Consider the following 15,827-nt stretch of genomic DNA (forward strand, 5'->3'; position numbering starts at 1 on the left):
TTCAATCTGAGCCATGATCAAACTCTTCAATTAAAGTTTTGGTGTTTGCTTTTCCTAAGAAAAGACAAACGGCTCGATAAATACTGTTTTGTTCATCTCTTGCGAGACAAACGAATTGACTGTGCCGAATAACTAAAAGTTATATCGTATTGGTCACTCAGTTCATCGAATAAATCTTTTTGTCTATTCTCAACGAGTGCCCACACAGATTGCATAGGTCAAATTGTTAAAGAGCGTTGACTGTGCGAAGCTGCGCTTCGCTTGGTCAGGGCTGCGTATCTTACGCGCTTTACCGTTAAAGTCAAGAAGAAATTTTATTTTTTTATTTTCAACCCTCAGGCTGGAAATAAAACCTCTTTTTGACTTCCCTAACGCGTTGTCCCCGCGTTAAGTAGGGCTGCATTCTAGAGAAAACGTGACAACCGTCAACAATAAATTTCATTTTATTTTTTGTTTGTTCGAAATTAAACCTTGTTGCTGGCTTTATCCCCACACTGGGCGTATTTCGTTCAAAACTGTTCGACTATTCTTAACACCGACGAGATCTATTAGCGCGATGAGAGTGACGAAAAGCGTCACCAATAATATTTTTACTCATTGATGCTATATCGCGGCTTGCGTAAAAAAGATAAGTTTAGATAAAGAAAAAGCCAGGCATAAGCCTGGCTTTTCTAAATGCACTACAAAAATAAATAACTTATTCTGCAGCTTCCTCAGCGTCTTGCTCTGGGCGATCTACGAGCTCGATGTAAGCCATAGGGGCTTTATCACCTGAGCGAACACCGCATTTCAAAATGCGAGTGTAACCGCCTGCACGTGAAGCAAAACGTGGGCCGAGTTCATTAAACAGTTTCGCTACTACTTCGTCGTTACGAGTGCGAGCGAACGCTACACGACGGTTAGCAACACTGTCGTTCTTAGCTAAGGTAATCAACGGTTCAATAACGCGACGCAGCTCTTTTGCCTTAGGCAAAGTTGTTTTGATAACTTCATGAGTTACCAGCGAGCTAGCCATGTTGCTGAACATCGCTTTACGATGGCTGCTGTTGCGATTGAGTTGACGACCACTCTTACGATGGCGCATGACCTAATCCTTCTAACTAAATAATCAGTAACTGATTAATCTTCAGCGATTGATGCTGGCGGCCAGTTTTCTAGGCGCATGCCTAGAGATAGACCACGTGATGCCAGCACGTCTTTAATCTCTGTCAAAGACTTCTTACCAAGGTTTGGTGTTTTAAGAAGCTCAACCTCAGTACGCTGTACCAGATCACCGATATAGTGAATCGCTTCTGCTTTCAAACAGTTTGCAGAGCGAACAGTTAGTTCAAGATCGTCTACAGGACGCAGTAGGATCGGATCGAACTCTGGCTTCTCTTCTTTCTCCTCAGGGACACGCACGTCGCGTAAATCAACAAACGCATCCAACTGTTCAGCTAGGATGGTTGCCGCACGGCGAATCGCTTCCTCAGGATCCAGTGTACCGTTAGTTTCCATATCGATGACTAACTTATCAAGGTCGGTACGCTGTTCAACACGTGCTGCTTCAACATTGTAAGCAATACGATCTACTGGGCTAAACGTTGCATCGACAAGTAGGCGACCAATGGGACGCTCGTCGTCTTCGCTATCGATACGCGCAGACGCTGGTACATAGCCACGACCACGTTCTACCTTGATACGCATGCTAATTTCCGCGTTTGCATCAGTCAGGTGGCAGATAACGTGTTCTGGGTTCGCAATCTCAACACCACCATCATGGGTGATGTCGCCTGCAACAACAGGGCCTGCACCAGACTTGGTCAGAGTAAGGATAACTTCATCTTTACCCTCAACCTTAACGGCTAGGCCTTTAAGGTTAAGTAGGATTTCCAGGATGTCTTCCTGAACCCCTTCTTTGGTGCTGTACTCGTGCAACACGCCGTCAATTTCTACTTCCGTCACCGCACAGCCTGGCATAGATGAAAGTAGGATACGACGTAGCGCATTCCCCAGAGTATGGCCAAAGCCACGCTCTAGAGGTTCAAGAGTTACTTTTGCGTGCGTCGAGCTAACTTGTTCAATATCAACCAGACGCGGCTTAAGAAATTCTGTTACAGAACCCTGCATTATGTCCTCTCTTTAGTTCAGCTTTACTTAGAGTAAAGCTCGACGATCAGGTGTTCGTTGATGTCAGCAGACAAATCAGAACGCTCTGGTAGGCGTTTGAATGTGCCTTCCATCTTCTTGCTGTCTACTTCGATCCAAGTTGGCAGTTCGCGCTGTGCCGCAACTTCTAGAGCTGCTTTAATGCGCGCCTGGTTCTTCGCCTTCTCGCGAATGCTAACCACGTCGTTTGCCGAAACCTTGAAAGAAGGTACGTTAACAACTTTGCCGTTAACTAGGATCGCTTTGTGGCTTACCAGCTGACGTGATTCGGCGCGAGTTGCACCAAAGCCCATGCGGTAAACTACGTTATCCAGACGACCTTCAAGAAGCTGAAGCAGGTTTTCACCTGTATTACCCTTGATGCGGGCAGCGTCTTTGTAGTAGTTACGGAACTGCTTTTCCATTACGCCGTAGATACGACGAACTTTTTGCTTCTCACGAAGCTGAACGCCATAGTCAGACAAACGGCCGCGACGCTGACCGTGAACGCCTGGGACGTTATCGATTTTACACTTGGTATCAATCGCGCGTACGCCTGACTTAAGGAACAAGTCAGTACCTTCGCGACGGCTAAGCTTCAGCTTAGGACCCAAATATCTTGCCATGATCTTTCTCCAATATTCTAAGAAACAGCGCTAGTGCGTATTAAACGCGGCGTTTCTTAGGTGGACGACAACCGTTATGCGGGATTGGCGTCGCATCGACAATGTTAGTGATGCGGAAGCCCGCAGCGTTCAGGGCACGAATAGTAGACTCGCGGCCTGGACCTGGACCTTTAACCATCACTTCGAGGTTTTTCAGGCCGTACTCTTTAGCCATTTCACCACAACGCTCAGCAGCAACCTGCGCAGCGTATGGAGTTGACTTACGAGAGCCACGGAAGCCTGAACCACCGGCAGTTGCCCATGCTAGAGCATTGCCTTGACGGTCAGAAATCGTCACGATTGTGTTATTGAAAGACGCATGAATGTGCGCGACGCCATCAGCGACTTGCTTGCGTACGCGTTTGCGTGCACGAGTTGCTTGTTTAGCCATAGTACTCACCTACCCCGATTATTTCTTGATCGGTTTGCGCGGACCCTTACGGGTACGAGCGTTGGTCTTCGTACGCTGGCCACGAAGTGGCAAGCTGCGACGATGACGCAAACCGCGGTAACAACCAAGGTCCATAAGACGCTTGATGTTCATGGAAATTTCACGACGTAGATCGCCTTCTACGGTGTATTTAGCCACACCGTCACGCAATTGGTCGATCTGTTCTTCTGATAGTTCACTGATCTTAGTGCTCTCAGCAATACCGACATCAGCTAGAATAGCTTGAGAGGTGGTTTTGCCGACACCGTAAATCGCAGTCAATGCGATTACAGCGTGCTTTTGATCAGGAATGTTAATGCCTGCTATACGGGCCACTATTCACTCCTAGTACTTTTCAAGTAGAACCGCTGCAGAGCCCGTCGAGGATACGCAGCGGCATAGCCACTTCTTTTGCACATACAAAAGGTGGGCTGGCTAATGTAGCCAGCCTGACCTCATTTTGCAAGAAAAATATTCTGCTATTAGCCTTGGCGTTGCTTGTGCTTTGGCTCACTGCAGATCACACGAACGGTACCGTTACGTTTGATCACTTTACAGTTACGGCAGATTTTCTTAACGGAAGCACGAACTTTCATTGCTAAACTCCGTAAATAGACAACCTATTAGCGGCCGTAGCCTTTTAGGTTGGCTTTTTTCAACACGGACTCATATTGTTGAGACATCAAATGAGTCTGAACTTGAGCCATAAAGTCCATGATTACGACTACTACGATAAGTAGTGATGTACCACCAAAGTAAAAGTGGACATCCCACGCAATCATCATGAACTCGGGGATCAGACAGATAAAGGTAATATACATGGCGCCCGCTAGGGTCAAACGTGTCATTACTTTATCAATGTATCTAGCAGTCTGCTCACCCGGGCGAATACCAGGTACGAACGCCCCTGACTTCTTCAAGTTATCTGCAGTTTCTCGCGGGTTAAATACCAACGCCGTATAGAAAAAGCAGAAGAAGATAATCGCTGCCGCATAAAGTATCACATACGCTGGTTGTCCCGGACTCAGTGCCAAAGACACATCGGTCAGCCAGCTTGTCTGATCACCCTTACCAAACCAGTTAGCAAGCGTGCCAGGGAACAGAATAATACTTGATGCAAAAATCGCAGGAATAACGCCTGCCATGTTGATCTTAAGAGGCAGATGCGTGCTTTGCGCTGCAAAAACACGACGACCTTGTTGCCGCTTAGCGTAGTTAACAACGATACGACGTTGACCACGCTCCATGAAGACCACAAAGTAGACGACAGCCAATACGATAACTGCGATACCTAGCAAGAGAAGCGGAGACATGTCGCCTTGACGCGCTTGCTCTATTGTCTGTCCAATTGCGGGTGGCAGACCCGCGACGATCCCGGTGAAAATAATCAACGAAATACCGTTACCAATGCCGCGCTCGGTAATTTGTTCACCTAACCACATCAAAAACATGGTACCGGTCACCAAACTAACTACCGCGGTAAAGTAAAACGCAGGACCTGGATTAATCACCAGACCCGGCATCATACTTGGTAACCCGGTCGCGATTCCAATTGCTTGGAACGTTGCCAACACCAACGTGCCGTAGCGGGTGTACTGGTTTATCTTACGACGACCAGACTCACCCTCTTTTTTCAATTCCGCTAATGCGGGATGAACGACTGACAATAACTGGACAATAATCGACGCCGAAATATACGGCATAATGCCCAGTGCCAGTATCGAGGCACGCTCAAGGGCACCACCAGAGAACATGTTAACCAAGTCAATGATGGTCCCTTGTTGCTGTTCGAACAGATCGGCAAGTACAGCAGCGTCAATACCAGGAATGGGCACAAAAGAGCCGGCACGGAATACTAATAATGCCATTGCTACAAAAAGTAGGCGACTTTTCAGCTCCGCAACTCCGCCTTTTGCACTACTAAAGTTTTGTCCTGGTTGTTTTGCCATCTGTACCTCGTCCTCGAGCTAATTATTCCTCGATTTTACCGCCTGCAGCTTCGATTGCCGCTTTAGCGCCTTTAGTGACACGAACACCTTTAACGGTTACTGCACGAGCGATTTCGCCAGACAGTACGATTTTCGCCGTACGAGTGTCTTGTGCAACAACGTTTGCCGCTTTTAGCGACTCAAGGCTTACGACGTCACCATCAACTTTAGCCAGCTCGCCTAAACGAACCTCAGCTGAAGTCAGGCCTTTACGCGAAGTAAAACCGAATTTTGGCAGACGCTGTTTCAAAGGCATTTGACCGCCTTCGAAACCTGGGCGTACTGAACCACCTGAACGTGATTTCTGACCTTTGTGACCACGGCCACCGGTTTTACCCAGGCCTGAACCAATACCACGGCCTACACGCTTCGCAGAAGGCTTTGAGCCTGCAGCCGGAGATAGAGTATTCAAACGCATGTGATTACTCCTCCACTTTGACCATGTAGTTGACTTTATTGATCATACCGCGAATACACGGTGTATCTTCAAGTTCAACAGTGTGGTTGATGCGACGTAGGCCCAAGCCACGCAGGGTCGCTTTGTGTTTCGGCAAACGGCCGATAACGCTACGAGTCTGAGTTACTTTAATTGTCTTAGCCATGTCGATTACCCCAGAATTTCGTTAACAGGCATGCCACGTTTAGCAGCTACCATTTCTGGAGACTTCGTACCACCCAGGCCATCGATCGTTGCACGAACGATGTTGATTGGGTTGGTCGAACCGTATGCTTTCGCCAGAACGTTTTGGACGCCTGCTACTTCAAGCACGGCACGCATCGCACCACCTGCGATGATACCTGTACCATCTGATGCTGGCTGCATATACACTTTAGAACCAGTGTGGCGGCCTTTTACAGCATGGTGCAGGGTACCGTCGTTCAGCGCGATAGTAATCATGTTACGACGCGCCTTTTCCATTGATTTCTGGATCGCTGCTGGTACTTCACGGGCTTTACCGTAACCGAAACCAACGCGACCGTTACCATCACCTACCACTGTTAGTGCGGTGAAGGTAAAGATGCGACCACCTTTAACCGTCTTAGATACACGGTTTACAGCGATCAGCTTCTCATGCAAATCACTTTGTTGTTTATCGTTAGCCATCTTCCACCTACCTTAGAATTTCAGACCAGCTTCACGGGCAGCATCTGCCAGTGCAGCCACACGGCCGTGGTATTGGAAACCGGAACGGTCAAAAGCAACAGCTTCGATGCCTTTTTCCTTCGCTCGCTCAGCAATGATCTTACCCACGGCTGCAGCGGCGTCTTTGTTCCCGGTGCTCTTAACTTGTTCACGGATCGCTTTTTCTACGGTAGAAGCGGCGGCGATAACTTCCGCGCCATTACCAGCGATAACCTGTGCGTACACATGACGTGGAGTACGGTGTACCACCAGGCGAGTCGCACCCATTTCCGCGATCTTGCGTCGTGCTTTGGTCGCACGACGGATACGAGATGCTTTCTTATCCATAGTGTTACCTTACTTCTTCTTAGCTTCTTTAGTACGCACAGCTTCGTCAGCGTAACGAACACCTTTACCTTTGTAAGGCTCTGGCTTGCGGTATGCGCGGATTTCAGCAGCAACCTGGCCAACTGCTTGTTTATCAGCACCGCTGATAACAATTTCAGTTTGGCTTGGGCACTCTGCTTTTACACCCTCAGGCAGAACGTGTTCTACCGGGTGAGAGAAACCAAGTGTCAGGTTAAGTTTGTTACCGGCAATGTTTGCGCGATAACCAACACCTTTCAGGATCAGTTTCTTGGTAAAGCCTTCTGTTACACCAACAACCATGCTGTTGACCAGTGCGCGCGCTGTACCAGCATGAGCCCATGCTTTAGCGTGTTCCACACTTGGTGCGAAGGTAATGGTGTTTTCTTCTTGGTTTACTGCCACCATATCGTGAAGCGTGCGGCTAAGTTCGCCTTTGCTTCCTTTTACAGTGATGTCCTGACCGTCAAGTTTCACCTCTACGCCGGCAGGAACTACGACAGGTGCTTTTGCAACACGAGACATTTCCTACTCCTTATTACGCTACGTAGCAGATGATTTCACCGCCCAGACCCGCTTTGCGAGCTGCGCGATCGGTCATCAAACCTTTCGAAGTTGATACAACCGCAATACCAAGGCCACCCATCACTGAAGGCAACTCATCTTTCTTTTTGTAGATGCGCAGGCCCGGACGGCTAACTCGTTGGATTTGCTCGATAACTGGTTTAGATTCGAAGTATTTCAACGTCACTTCCAGTTCAGGCTTGGCGTCGCTATTTACTGCGACATCAGCCACGTAACCTTCTGCTTTTAGTAGCTCAGCAATTGCCACCTTTAGCTTTGACGAAGGCATTTTAACAGCAACTTTCTTTGCTGTCTGACCGTTGCGTAAGCGGGTCAGCATATCCGAAATCGGATCTTGCATGCTCATAAGTCTTTACTCCCGTGATTCAATTACCAGCTTGCCTTACGCAGACCCGGAATCTCGCCTTTCATGCAAGCTTCACGAACCTTGATTCGGCTTAGACCGAATTTGCGTAGGTAGCCATGTGGACGACCAGTCTGGTTACAGCGGTTACGCTGACGAGACTTCGCAGAATCACGCGGTAGCGACTGAAGCTTCAGGACTGCGTCCCAACGCTCTTCGTCTGACGTGTTGACACTTTTAATGGTCGCACGCAGGTTGGCACGCTTTTCAGCGTAGCGCGCTGCGAGCTTCGCACGTTTTACATCACGTGCTTTCATCGATTTTTTAGCCATAACAGTAACCCTTCACCTTACTTACGGAATGGGAAGTTAAAGGCAGCCAGCAGAGCTCGACCTTCCTCATCTGTACCTGCAGTAGTAGTGATAGTAATATCAAGACCACGGATACGATCGACTTTGTCATAGTCAATCTCAGGGAAGATGATTTGCTCGCGAACGCCCATGCTGTAGTTACCACGACCATCGAACGCTTTCGGGTTCAGGCCACGGAAATCACGGATACGAGGAACTGCGATCGCGATTAAGCGCTCGAAGAAGTCCCACATACGCTCGCCACGTAGGGTTACTTTACAACCAATTGGGTAGCCCTCACGGATCTTGAAGCCTGCGACTGACTTACGTGCTTTAGTGATGAGCGGCTTTTGACCAGAAATCGCGGTCATATCAGCAGCTGCATTTTCAAGCAGTTTTTTGTCGTTCAGAGCTTCGCCCACACCCATATTAAGGGTGATCTTCTCGATCCCTGGGACTTGCATGATGCTTTTGTAACCAAATTGCTTAGATAGCTCAGCTACAACTGTCTCTTTGTAGTAATCATGCAGTTTCGCCATTGTACTACTCCAGAATTACTTAATAGTTTCGCCATTCGACTTGAAAAAACGCACTTTTTTGCCGTCTTCAAATCGGAAGCCTACACGGTCACCTTTACCAGCTGCTGCGTTAAAGATAGCCACGTTAGAAACATCAATAGCGGCTTCTTGTTCAACAATGCCACCTTGAGTGCCCAGAGCCGGAACCGGCTTCTGGTGCTTCTTCACGAGGTTAATACCTTCAACGATAACTTTACCGGTTGGTAGAACCTTAGATACTTTACCTTTCTTGCCTTTATCTTTACCGGCAAGAACGATAACTTCGTCGTTACGACGGATTTTAGCTGCCATGAGATCGCTCCTTACAGAACTTCAGGCGCCAGAGACACAATTTTCATAAACTTCTCGTTACGAAGTTCACGTGTCACAGGGCCAAAGATACGTGTGCCGACTAGTTGCTCGTTCGTGTTGTTCAACAACACGCAAGCATTGCGGTCGAAGCGAATGACAGAGCCGTCTGGACGACGTACGCCTTTACGGGTGCGAACTACCACCGCCTTAAGCACATCACCTTTTTTCACTTTACCGCGAGGAATTGAATCCTTAACGGTAACTTTGATGATGTCGCCAACGTGGGCGTAACGACGGTGAGAGCCACCCAGAACCTTAATACACATTACACTGCGAGCGCCGGAGTTGTCGGCTGCGTCCAGCATACTTTGCATTTGGATCATTGTTAGTGCTCCGCTGTTATTACATCTAGACCCATCTCGGGTCGGGCTGCCTTTTTACAAGGGCGGCGAATAATAACACTATTTTGACCAGATGGGTAGATAAAAAATAAACGGCCCCCCGAATGAGAGCCGTTTGACTTATTATTGTCTGAAAAATCGCTTAGATGCGTGATTTTTCAACAACGCGAACCAATGTCCAAGACTTACGCTTAGAAATTGGACGACACTCACGAACCTCAACAGTATCACCTTGGTTACACTGGTTAGATTCATCGTGTACATGTAGCTTACTCGTGCGCTTGATGTACTTACCGTAGATTGGGTGTTTCACAAAACGCTCGATAGCAACGACGATAGTTTTATCGCCTTTGTCGCTGATGACGCGACCTTGCTGAGTGCGGATGTTCTCGCTCATTATGCGTTAGCCTTCTCAGTCAGTACGGTTTTTACACGTGCGATATCGCGACGAACAGCTTTCAGAGTGTGAGTTTGCTGAAGTTGGCCTGTAGCCGCTTGCATGCGCAGGTTAAACTGCTCACGTAGCAGACCCATAAGCTCTTCATTCAGCTGCTCAACAGTCTTTTCACGTAGTTCTTGTGCTTTCATCACATCACCGCCTTAGTTACGAAAGTGGTTTTGATCGGTAGCTTACGTGAAGCTAATTCAAACGCTTCGCGAGCCAGTGATTCAGGAACACCATCCATTTCGTACAGGACTTTGCCTGGTTGGATTTGGGCAACCCAGTAATCAACTGAACCTTTACCCTTACCCATACGAACTTCCAACGGCTTACCAGTAATTGGTTTGTCGGGGAAGACACGAATCCAGATTTGGCCTTGACGTTTAATGTGACGAGTCATCGCACGACGAGCCGCCTCAATTTGACGCGCAGTGATACGACCGCGACCAACAGCTTTTAGGCCATAGGTACCGAAGCTTACGTCAGTACCGTGCGCCAGACCGCGGTTACGACCTTTAAAAGTCTTGCGGAACTTAGTACGTTTTGGTTGAAGCATCGATAGACTCCTTACTTACGGCCTTTACGCTGCTTCTTCGGCTTGTCAGCCTTTTGCTCTACTTCAGCCATTCCACCTAGGACTTCGCCTTTGAAGATCCAGGTTTTAATGCCGATAACACCGTACTGGGTGTGAGCAGAAGAAGTTGCGTAATCAATGTCAGCACGAAGCGTGTGCAATGGCACACGTCCTTCACGGTACCACTCGGTACGAGCGATTTCAGCGCCGCCAAGACGACCGCTTACTTCCACTTTGATACCTTTGGCACCTAGGCGCATAGCGTTTTGTACCGCGCGCTTCATGGCACGACGGAACATAACACGACGCTCTAGCTGTGATGCGATGCTGTCGCCAACAAGTTGCGCATCTAGCTCAGGTTTACGTACTTCAGCGATATTAATTTGCGCTGGTACACCGGCCAGTTTTGCAACGTGAGCGCGCAGTTTCTCAACATCTTCACCTTTTTTACCAATCACCACACCAGGGCGCGCAGTGTGAATAGTCACACGAACACTCTTAGCTGGACGCTCGATAACGATGCGAGATACTGACGCTTTTTTCAGTTCACTAGTTAGGAACTGACGTACCTTAAAGTCGCCGTCTAGGTTGTCAGCGAAATCTTGGTTATTAGCAAACCAAGTGGAATTCCAAGGCTTTACAATGCCCAGACGAATACCATTAGGATGTACTTTTTGACCCATTGCTTTATCTCCTCGTCTCTTAGCGGTCTGCTACAACAACAGTGATGTGGCTAGAACGCTTCAAGATGCGATCGGCACGGCCTTTTGCACGAGGCATAATACGCTTCATGATTGGGCCTTCATCAACGAAGACTTTGGCGACGCTTAAATCGTCGATATCCGCACCTTCGTTATGCTCGGCGTTTGCAATAGCAGATTCCAACACTTTCTTAACCAAGTCAGCAGCTTTTTTGTCGCTGAAAGTCAGTAGTTCCAGTGCCTGTGCTACGTCTTTACCGCGCACCTGATCCGCAACCAAACGTGCTTTTTGAGGCGAGATACGAGCAAAGCGATGTTTAGCAATAGCTTCCATTTCTTACCCCTTAACGCTTCTTAGCTTTCTTATCAGCAGCGTGGCCGCGATAAGTACGTGTTGGTGCAAACTCGCCGAGCTTGTGACCGATCATTTCTTCAGAAACGAAAACGGGTACGTGCTGACGACCATTATGGACAGCGATGGTCAATCCGATCATCTGTGGGATGATCATTGAACGACGGGACCAAGTCTTTAAAGGCTTCTTGTCACCGCTTTCCACCGCTTTCTCTACCTTCTTCAGCAAGTGCAGGTCAATAAAAGGACCTTTCTTGAGAGAACGTGGCATGGCTTATCCTCTGATAATAATTACTTGTTACGACGACGTACAATGTACTTGTCGGTACGTTTGTTCTTACGGGTTTTGAAGCCTTTCGTTGGCATACCCCAAGGTGTTACTGGATGACGGCCACCTGAGGTACGACCTTCACCACCACCATGTGGGTGATCAACCGGGTTCATTGCAACACCACGTACGCTTGGACGTGCGCCTTTCCAGCGCGCGGCACCGGCTTTACCCAGCTCGCGTAGCATGTGCTCTGAATTACCCACTTCACCAAGGGTCGCTCGACCTTCAGCAAGAACCTTACGCATTTCACCGCTGCGCAGGCGGAGTGTGACGTACGCGCCGTCACGAGCAACGATCTGTGCATAAGCACCCGCAGAACGAGCAAGTTGAGCACCTTTACCAGGTTTCAACTCGATGTTGTGGATAGTAGAACCCACTGGGATGTTACGCATTGGCAGGCTGTTACCTACCTTGATTGCTGCATCTGCACCAGATTGAATCTGATCACCGGCTTTTAGGCCTTTCGGTGCGATGATGTAACGACGTTCACCATCCGTATACAGTACAAGCGCGATGTTTGCACTACGGTTTGGATCATACTCTAGACGCTCAACTTTCGCTGGGATACCGTCTTTAGTACGTTTGAAGTCAATTACACGGTAATGATGCTTATGACCACCACCGATGTGACGCACTGTGATTCGACCGTTGTTATTGCGACCGCCTGACTTAGAGTTTTTCTCTAGCAGTGGTGCATATGGTTTACCTTTATAAAGATCATGGTTAACCACTTTAACAAGGTGACGACGACCCGGTGAAGTCGGCTTACATTTCATAATAGCCATTTGCTTTTACTCCTCCGTCTTACTCAGCGCCGCCAACGAAGTCGATGTCCTGACCTTCTTTCAAGGCAACATACGCTTTTTTCCAGTCGCTACGACGGCCTTCACGCATACCTTGACGTTTGGTCTTACCCTTAACGAGAAGGGTACGAACAGACTTCACTTCAACTTCGAACAGTTTTTCAACTGCCGCTTTGATCTCTTTTTTCGTTGCTTCTTTAGCTACTTTAAACACAACAGTGTTGTTGTTTTCAGCGGCCATCGTCGCTTTTTCAGAGATGTGCGGAGCACGCAGAACTTTTAGGATACGCTCTTCAGTGATCATGCCAGCATCTCCTCAACTTGTTTAACTGCATCTGCAGTCATCACGACTTTGTCGAAAGCGATCAAGCTAACTGGGTCGATGGTATCTGCATCGCGTACGTCAACCTTATACAGGTTACGTGCCGCAAGGAACAGGTTCTCATCAACTTCGGCAGTGACGATCAGAACGTCGCTTAGCTCAAGCTCTTTCAGCTTAGCGACAAGCTCTTTAGTTTTTGGTGCTTCAACAGAGAAGTTATCAACCACGATTAAACGCTCTTGACGAACTAGCTCTGATAGGATGCTCTTAAGAGCACCGCGGTACATCTTTTTGTTTACTTTCTGGCTATGGTCCTGAGGACGAGCTGCGAAAGTGACACCACCGCTGCGCCAAATTGGGCTGCGGATTGTACCTGCACGGGCGCGACCAGTACCCTTCTGACGCCATGGCTTAGCACCGCCACCAGATACGTCTGAACGAGTTTTCTGAGCGCGAGTACCTTGACGGGCACCAGCTGCGTATGCAACGACTACCTGGTGTACCAGGGATTCGTTGAATTCACGCCCGAAGGTAGTTTCGGAAACAGTTAGCGCGTCGGCGCCTTTGACTACCAATTCCATTACTATCTCCTCGACGTTACGCTTTAACGGCTGGTTTAACGATCACGTTGCCACCTGTCGCACCTGGGACTGCACCTTTAATAAGAAGCAGATTGCGCTCAGCGTCAACACGTACGATCTCTAGGTTTTGAGTCGTTACACGCTCAGCACCCATATGACCTGCCATTTTTTTGCCTTTGAATACGCGACCTGGAGTCTGACATTGACCGATAGAACCAGGAGCACGGTGAGACAAAGAGTTACCGTGGCTCATATCTTGAGTACGGAAGTTCCAACGCTTAACGCCGCCTTGGAAGCCCTTACCCTTCGACGTGCCAGTAACGTCTACTTTTTTGATTTCGTTAAACAGTTCTACGTTTAGCTCAGCGCCAACTTCGTACTGTTCATCATTTTCCAAACGGAATTCCCACAAACCGCGGCCTGCTTCAACACCTGCTTTCGCAAAGTGACCAGCTTGTGCCTTGTTTACACGGCTTGCTTTCTTTTCGCCTGTAGTGATTTGAATTGCTGCATACCCGTCAACTTCAGGTTTACGTACCTGAGCAACACGGTTTGCTTCAACTTCAACTACGGTAACCGGGATAGAAACGCCATCTTCGTTGAAGATACGAGTCATACCGACTTTACGACCGACTAGACCAATCATTATCTACTCCCCCTTAACCCAGGCTGATTTGAACATCAACGCCCGCAGCAAGGTCAAGACGCATCAAAGCGTCAACAGTTTTGTCTGTTGGCTCAACGATGTCGATCAGACGTTTGTGAGTACGAATTTCGTACTGGTCACGTGCGTCTTTGTTTACGTGCGGAGAAATAAGAACGGTGAAGCGCTCTTTACGAGTAGGCAAAGGGATAGGTCCCTTAACCTGTGCGCCAGTACGCTTAGCGGTTTCAACGATTTCCGCTGTAGACTGATCGATCAAACGATGATCGAACGCCTTTAGGCGGATACGGATACGTTGGTTCTGCATGAGACAGAGCTCCAAATTCTAAAATATTTACACAAACAATATCGCCATTCCTTCTCACTAAGGCGAGGGAATGCCGATTAATTTATGTGAAACCGTAGTGCCAAAATTAGGCACATTGTCAGCCATTATTCTATGACTGCGAACATAAGCGGAGTATACATTAAACGAACAGTTTACTGTTCCATTCCTCGATGCTCATTGGTTCACAACTGCGTCGGAAGTCGCAATGACTTAAGCAGTGACGGGCATTATACCGATACGCAATGGCTTTGCAAGCGTTGGTCAAAAACACGCCATAAAAAAACGCGCCTCTCTGGCACGTTTTTCATCATCAAGGCGGGATGACTGTTTTAACCTAACCTTTTTCGCTGGCATCTTCGATGATCTGAGCTTGATTATAGTTGGCGATGCCGACCTTATCAATTAAGCCAATCTGAGTCTCTAACCAATCGATATGCTCTTCTTCGTCATCAAGAATGTATTGAAACAGATCACGAGAGACAAAATCTCTGATGCTCTCTGTGTAAGCAATGGCCTCTTTTAAATCCTCATGGGCTTGCATTTCAATCGCCAAATCACATTCAAAGATTTCTTGCGTATCTTCGCCAATTCTCAGTTTGCCAAGATCTTGGAGGTTCGGGGTGCCCTCAAGAAATAATATTCTTTCAATCAGCTTGTCGGCATGCTTCATCTCATCGATCGACTCTTCATATTCTTTATCCGCGATGACTTTTAACCCCCAGTCTTTAAGCATGCGCGCATGAAGAAAATACTGATTAATAGCAACAAGTTCATTGCCCAGTACCGTGTTGAGAAACGCTATAGATTTTGGATCGCCTTTCATGGCAATAGCCTCCTTATGGGTTCTACTTTACAAATGTAGAACCCATAAGGAGGCTGTCAAATATTGACCGCTTATTAGCTCGCTTTTTGCAATGTGATCAGCTGACTCTCGTCATATATAACCTCTTTAGCGTGGCGCACACATTTACCACATTGAGATCCAAGAGGCGTCAGTTGACGAAGTTCGCGAATACTGGTGACGCCTAGGTGGCGCACCCAATGCTTAATGGTTTTATCTGATACGCTATGACAAATACAAACTAACATCTCAGTCATCTCAAAAAATGAACTATAACGAGAATAGTTTGCATTGCGTTTAAGGTAAAGGGTTTTTATATAACGCTTAGTTATTGATGAAAGACTTATTTATATCTATATCGGGCGATTAAAGAGGAAAAAAGGGAGCGCAATGCGCTCCCTTTTATTGATAAGACTAGATGTCTATCAAATTAAGCTAGGATGTTAGCAACAACACCCGCGCCTACAGTACGGCCACCTTCACGGATAGCGAAACGTAGGCCTTCGTCCATCGCGATAGGTGCGATCAGCTCAACAACCATCTTGATGTTGTCACCAGGCATAACCATCTCAACGCCTTCTGGCAATTCGATAGTACCGGTCACGTCAGTTGTACGGAAGTAGAACTGTGGACGATAACCT

At 47.8% G+C, this 15,827-nt stretch carries 31 protein-coding genes; all 31 read right to left on the reverse strand.

Going from position 1 to position 15,827, the window contains the following annotated elements; all coding sequences use genetic code 11:
• Window positions 1–697: 697 nt before the first annotated feature.
• Window positions 698–1,084 carry a 50S ribosomal protein L17 gene (gene rplQ / locus HLG76_RS13920; protein WP_021024489.1) on the reverse strand — a complete coding sequence of 129 codons (387 nt, stop codon included), beginning with the start codon at window positions 1,082–1,084 and terminating at the stop codon, window positions 698–700.
• 35 nt (window positions 1,085–1,119) lie between these two features.
• Window positions 1,120–2,109, reverse strand: a complete 990-nt coding sequence (gene rpoA / locus HLG76_RS13925) for a DNA-directed RNA polymerase subunit alpha (RefSeq protein ID WP_077461926.1) — start codon at window positions 2,107–2,109, stop codon at window positions 1,120–1,122.
• Between the two features lie 23 nt (window positions 2,110–2,132).
• On the reverse strand, window positions 2,133–2,753 hold the full coding sequence (gene rpsD / locus HLG76_RS13930; protein ID WP_077647590.1) for a 30S ribosomal protein S4: 621 nt from the start codon (window positions 2,751–2,753) through the stop codon (window positions 2,133–2,135).
• Window positions 2,754–2,793: 40 nt separating this feature from the next.
• Entirely contained in the window at window positions 2,794–3,183 is a 390-nt protein-coding gene (gene rpsK / locus HLG76_RS13935) for a 30S ribosomal protein S11 (RefSeq protein ID WP_021024486.1), read from the reverse strand.
• Window positions 3,184–3,201: 18 nt separating this feature from the next.
• Window positions 3,202–3,558: a 30S ribosomal protein S13 gene (gene rpsM / locus HLG76_RS13940; RefSeq protein ID WP_021024485.1), complete on the reverse strand. Its 357-nt coding sequence runs from the start codon at window positions 3,556–3,558 to the stop codon at window positions 3,202–3,204.
• 146 nt (window positions 3,559–3,704) lie between these two features.
• Entirely contained in the window at window positions 3,705–3,818 is a 114-nt protein-coding gene (rpmJ, locus tag HLG76_RS13945) for a 50S ribosomal protein L36 (protein ID WP_021024484.1), read from the reverse strand.
• Window positions 3,819–3,845: 27 nt separating this feature from the next.
• Window positions 3,846–5,171: a preprotein translocase subunit SecY gene (gene secY, locus HLG76_RS13950; protein ID WP_025674307.1), complete on the reverse strand. Its 1,326-nt coding sequence runs from the start codon at window positions 5,169–5,171 to the stop codon at window positions 3,846–3,848.
• Window positions 5,172–5,193: 22 nt separating this feature from the next.
• The gene (rplO, locus tag HLG76_RS13955) at window positions 5,194–5,628 is read right to left on the reverse strand and encodes a 50S ribosomal protein L15 (RefSeq protein ID WP_021024482.1); all 435 of its coding nucleotides are present in this window, start codon (window positions 5,626–5,628) and stop codon (window positions 5,194–5,196) included.
• Window positions 5,629–5,632: 4 nt separating this feature from the next.
• Window positions 5,633–5,812: a 50S ribosomal protein L30 gene (gene rpmD, locus HLG76_RS13960; protein ID WP_021024481.1), complete on the reverse strand. Its 180-nt coding sequence runs from the start codon at window positions 5,810–5,812 to the stop codon at window positions 5,633–5,635.
• A 5-nt stretch (window positions 5,813–5,817) separates the two neighbouring features.
• Window positions 5,818–6,315 carry a 30S ribosomal protein S5 gene (rpsE, locus tag HLG76_RS13965; protein WP_021024480.1) on the reverse strand — a complete coding sequence of 166 codons (498 nt, stop codon included), beginning with the start codon at window positions 6,313–6,315 and terminating at the stop codon, window positions 5,818–5,820.
• A 12-nt stretch (window positions 6,316–6,327) separates the two neighbouring features.
• Window positions 6,328–6,681 carry a 50S ribosomal protein L18 gene (rplR, locus tag HLG76_RS13970; protein WP_021024479.1) on the reverse strand — a complete coding sequence of 118 codons (354 nt, stop codon included), beginning with the start codon at window positions 6,679–6,681 and terminating at the stop codon, window positions 6,328–6,330.
• Window positions 6,682–6,690: 9 nt separating this feature from the next.
• Window positions 6,691–7,224 (reverse strand): 50S ribosomal protein L6, encoded by a 534-nt coding sequence (rplF, locus tag HLG76_RS13975; RefSeq protein ID WP_021024478.1) that lies wholly within the window; start codon window positions 7,222–7,224, stop codon window positions 6,691–6,693.
• Window positions 7,225–7,237: 13 nt separating this feature from the next.
• Complete coding sequence (gene rpsH / locus HLG76_RS13980) at window positions 7,238–7,630, reverse strand: 30S ribosomal protein S8 (RefSeq protein WP_069362266.1); 393 nt, start codon at window positions 7,628–7,630, stop codon at window positions 7,238–7,240.
• Between the two features lie 23 nt (window positions 7,631–7,653).
• Window positions 7,654–7,959: a 30S ribosomal protein S14 gene (gene rpsN / locus HLG76_RS13985; protein WP_021024476.1), complete on the reverse strand. Its 306-nt coding sequence runs from the start codon at window positions 7,957–7,959 to the stop codon at window positions 7,654–7,656.
• 17 nt (window positions 7,960–7,976) lie between these two features.
• On the reverse strand, window positions 7,977–8,516 hold the full coding sequence (gene rplE / locus HLG76_RS13990) for a 50S ribosomal protein L5 (RefSeq protein ID WP_021024475.1): 540 nt from the start codon (window positions 8,514–8,516) through the stop codon (window positions 7,977–7,979).
• Window positions 8,517–8,531: 15 nt separating this feature from the next.
• Entirely contained in the window at window positions 8,532–8,846 is a 315-nt protein-coding gene (gene rplX / locus HLG76_RS13995; RefSeq protein ID WP_021024474.1) for a 50S ribosomal protein L24, read from the reverse strand.
• An 11-nt stretch (window positions 8,847–8,857) separates the two neighbouring features.
• Complete coding sequence (gene rplN / locus HLG76_RS14000; protein WP_021024473.1) at window positions 8,858–9,229, reverse strand: 50S ribosomal protein L14; 372 nt, start codon at window positions 9,227–9,229, stop codon at window positions 8,858–8,860.
• Between the two features lie 160 nt (window positions 9,230–9,389).
• Entirely contained in the window at window positions 9,390–9,644 is a 255-nt protein-coding gene (gene rpsQ / locus HLG76_RS14005; RefSeq protein WP_021024472.1) for a 30S ribosomal protein S17, read from the reverse strand.
• Complete coding sequence (rpmC, locus tag HLG76_RS14010; RefSeq protein WP_021024471.1) at window positions 9,644–9,835, reverse strand: 50S ribosomal protein L29; 192 nt, start codon at window positions 9,833–9,835, stop codon at window positions 9,644–9,646. Before rpmC ends, rpsQ begins: the two co-directional genes overlap by 1 nt.
• Window positions 9,835–10,245 (reverse strand): 50S ribosomal protein L16, encoded by a 411-nt coding sequence (gene rplP, locus HLG76_RS14015; protein WP_021024470.1) that lies wholly within the window; start codon window positions 10,243–10,245, stop codon window positions 9,835–9,837. The genes rpmC and rplP overlap by 1 nt, the downstream gene beginning before the upstream one ends.
• An 11-nt stretch (window positions 10,246–10,256) precedes the next feature.
• Window positions 10,257–10,946: a 30S ribosomal protein S3 gene (gene rpsC / locus HLG76_RS14020; RefSeq protein WP_021024469.1), complete on the reverse strand. Its 690-nt coding sequence runs from the start codon at window positions 10,944–10,946 to the stop codon at window positions 10,257–10,259.
• 19 nt (window positions 10,947–10,965) lie between these two features.
• The gene (gene rplV / locus HLG76_RS14025) at window positions 10,966–11,298 is read right to left on the reverse strand and encodes a 50S ribosomal protein L22 (protein ID WP_021024468.1); all 333 of its coding nucleotides are present in this window, start codon (window positions 11,296–11,298) and stop codon (window positions 10,966–10,968) included.
• 10 nt (window positions 11,299–11,308) lie between these two features.
• A complete protein-coding gene (rpsS, locus tag HLG76_RS14030) occupies window positions 11,309–11,587 on the reverse strand; it encodes a 30S ribosomal protein S19 (RefSeq protein ID WP_021024467.1) in 279 nt (92 codons plus the stop codon).
• A gap of 20 nt (window positions 11,588–11,607) precedes the next feature.
• Complete coding sequence (gene rplB, locus HLG76_RS14035; protein ID WP_021024466.1) at window positions 11,608–12,432, reverse strand: 50S ribosomal protein L2; 825 nt, start codon at window positions 12,430–12,432, stop codon at window positions 11,608–11,610.
• A 19-nt stretch (window positions 12,433–12,451) separates the two neighbouring features.
• Window positions 12,452–12,754, reverse strand: coding sequence for a 50S ribosomal protein L23 (gene rplW / locus HLG76_RS14040; protein WP_021024465.1), 303 nt, complete (start codon window positions 12,752–12,754; stop codon window positions 12,452–12,454).
• Entirely contained in the window at window positions 12,751–13,353 is a 603-nt protein-coding gene (rplD, locus tag HLG76_RS14045; protein ID WP_021024464.1) for a 50S ribosomal protein L4, read from the reverse strand. Before rplD ends, rplW begins: the two co-directional genes overlap by 4 nt.
• A 16-nt stretch (window positions 13,354–13,369) precedes the next feature.
• Window positions 13,370–13,999 carry a 50S ribosomal protein L3 gene (gene rplC / locus HLG76_RS14050; protein ID WP_021024463.1) on the reverse strand — a complete coding sequence of 210 codons (630 nt, stop codon included), beginning with the start codon at window positions 13,997–13,999 and terminating at the stop codon, window positions 13,370–13,372.
• A 13-nt stretch (window positions 14,000–14,012) separates the two neighbouring features.
• Complete coding sequence (gene rpsJ, locus HLG76_RS14055) at window positions 14,013–14,324, reverse strand: 30S ribosomal protein S10 (protein ID WP_002541412.1); 312 nt, start codon at window positions 14,322–14,324, stop codon at window positions 14,013–14,015.
• A gap of 355 nt (window positions 14,325–14,679) precedes the next feature.
• Window positions 14,680–15,168 (reverse strand): bacterioferritin, encoded by a 489-nt coding sequence (gene bfr / locus HLG76_RS14060; protein WP_021024462.1) that lies wholly within the window; start codon window positions 15,166–15,168, stop codon window positions 14,680–14,682.
• A 74-nt stretch (window positions 15,169–15,242) separates the two neighbouring features.
• Window positions 15,243–15,434, reverse strand: coding sequence for a bacterioferritin-associated ferredoxin (gene bfd / locus HLG76_RS14065; RefSeq protein WP_175993863.1), 192 nt, complete (start codon window positions 15,432–15,434; stop codon window positions 15,243–15,245).
• A 182-nt stretch (window positions 15,435–15,616) separates the two neighbouring features.
• On the reverse strand, window positions 15,617–15,827 hold a 211-nt coding region (locus HLG76_RS14070), incomplete at its 5' end, for an elongation factor Tu (RefSeq protein WP_217706601.1).

It is taken from the genome of Salinivibrio sp. EAGSL, from assembly GCF_013366455.1.
GTDB classification, from domain to species: Bacteria; Pseudomonadota; Gammaproteobacteria; order Enterobacterales; family Vibrionaceae; genus Salinivibrio; species Salinivibrio costicola.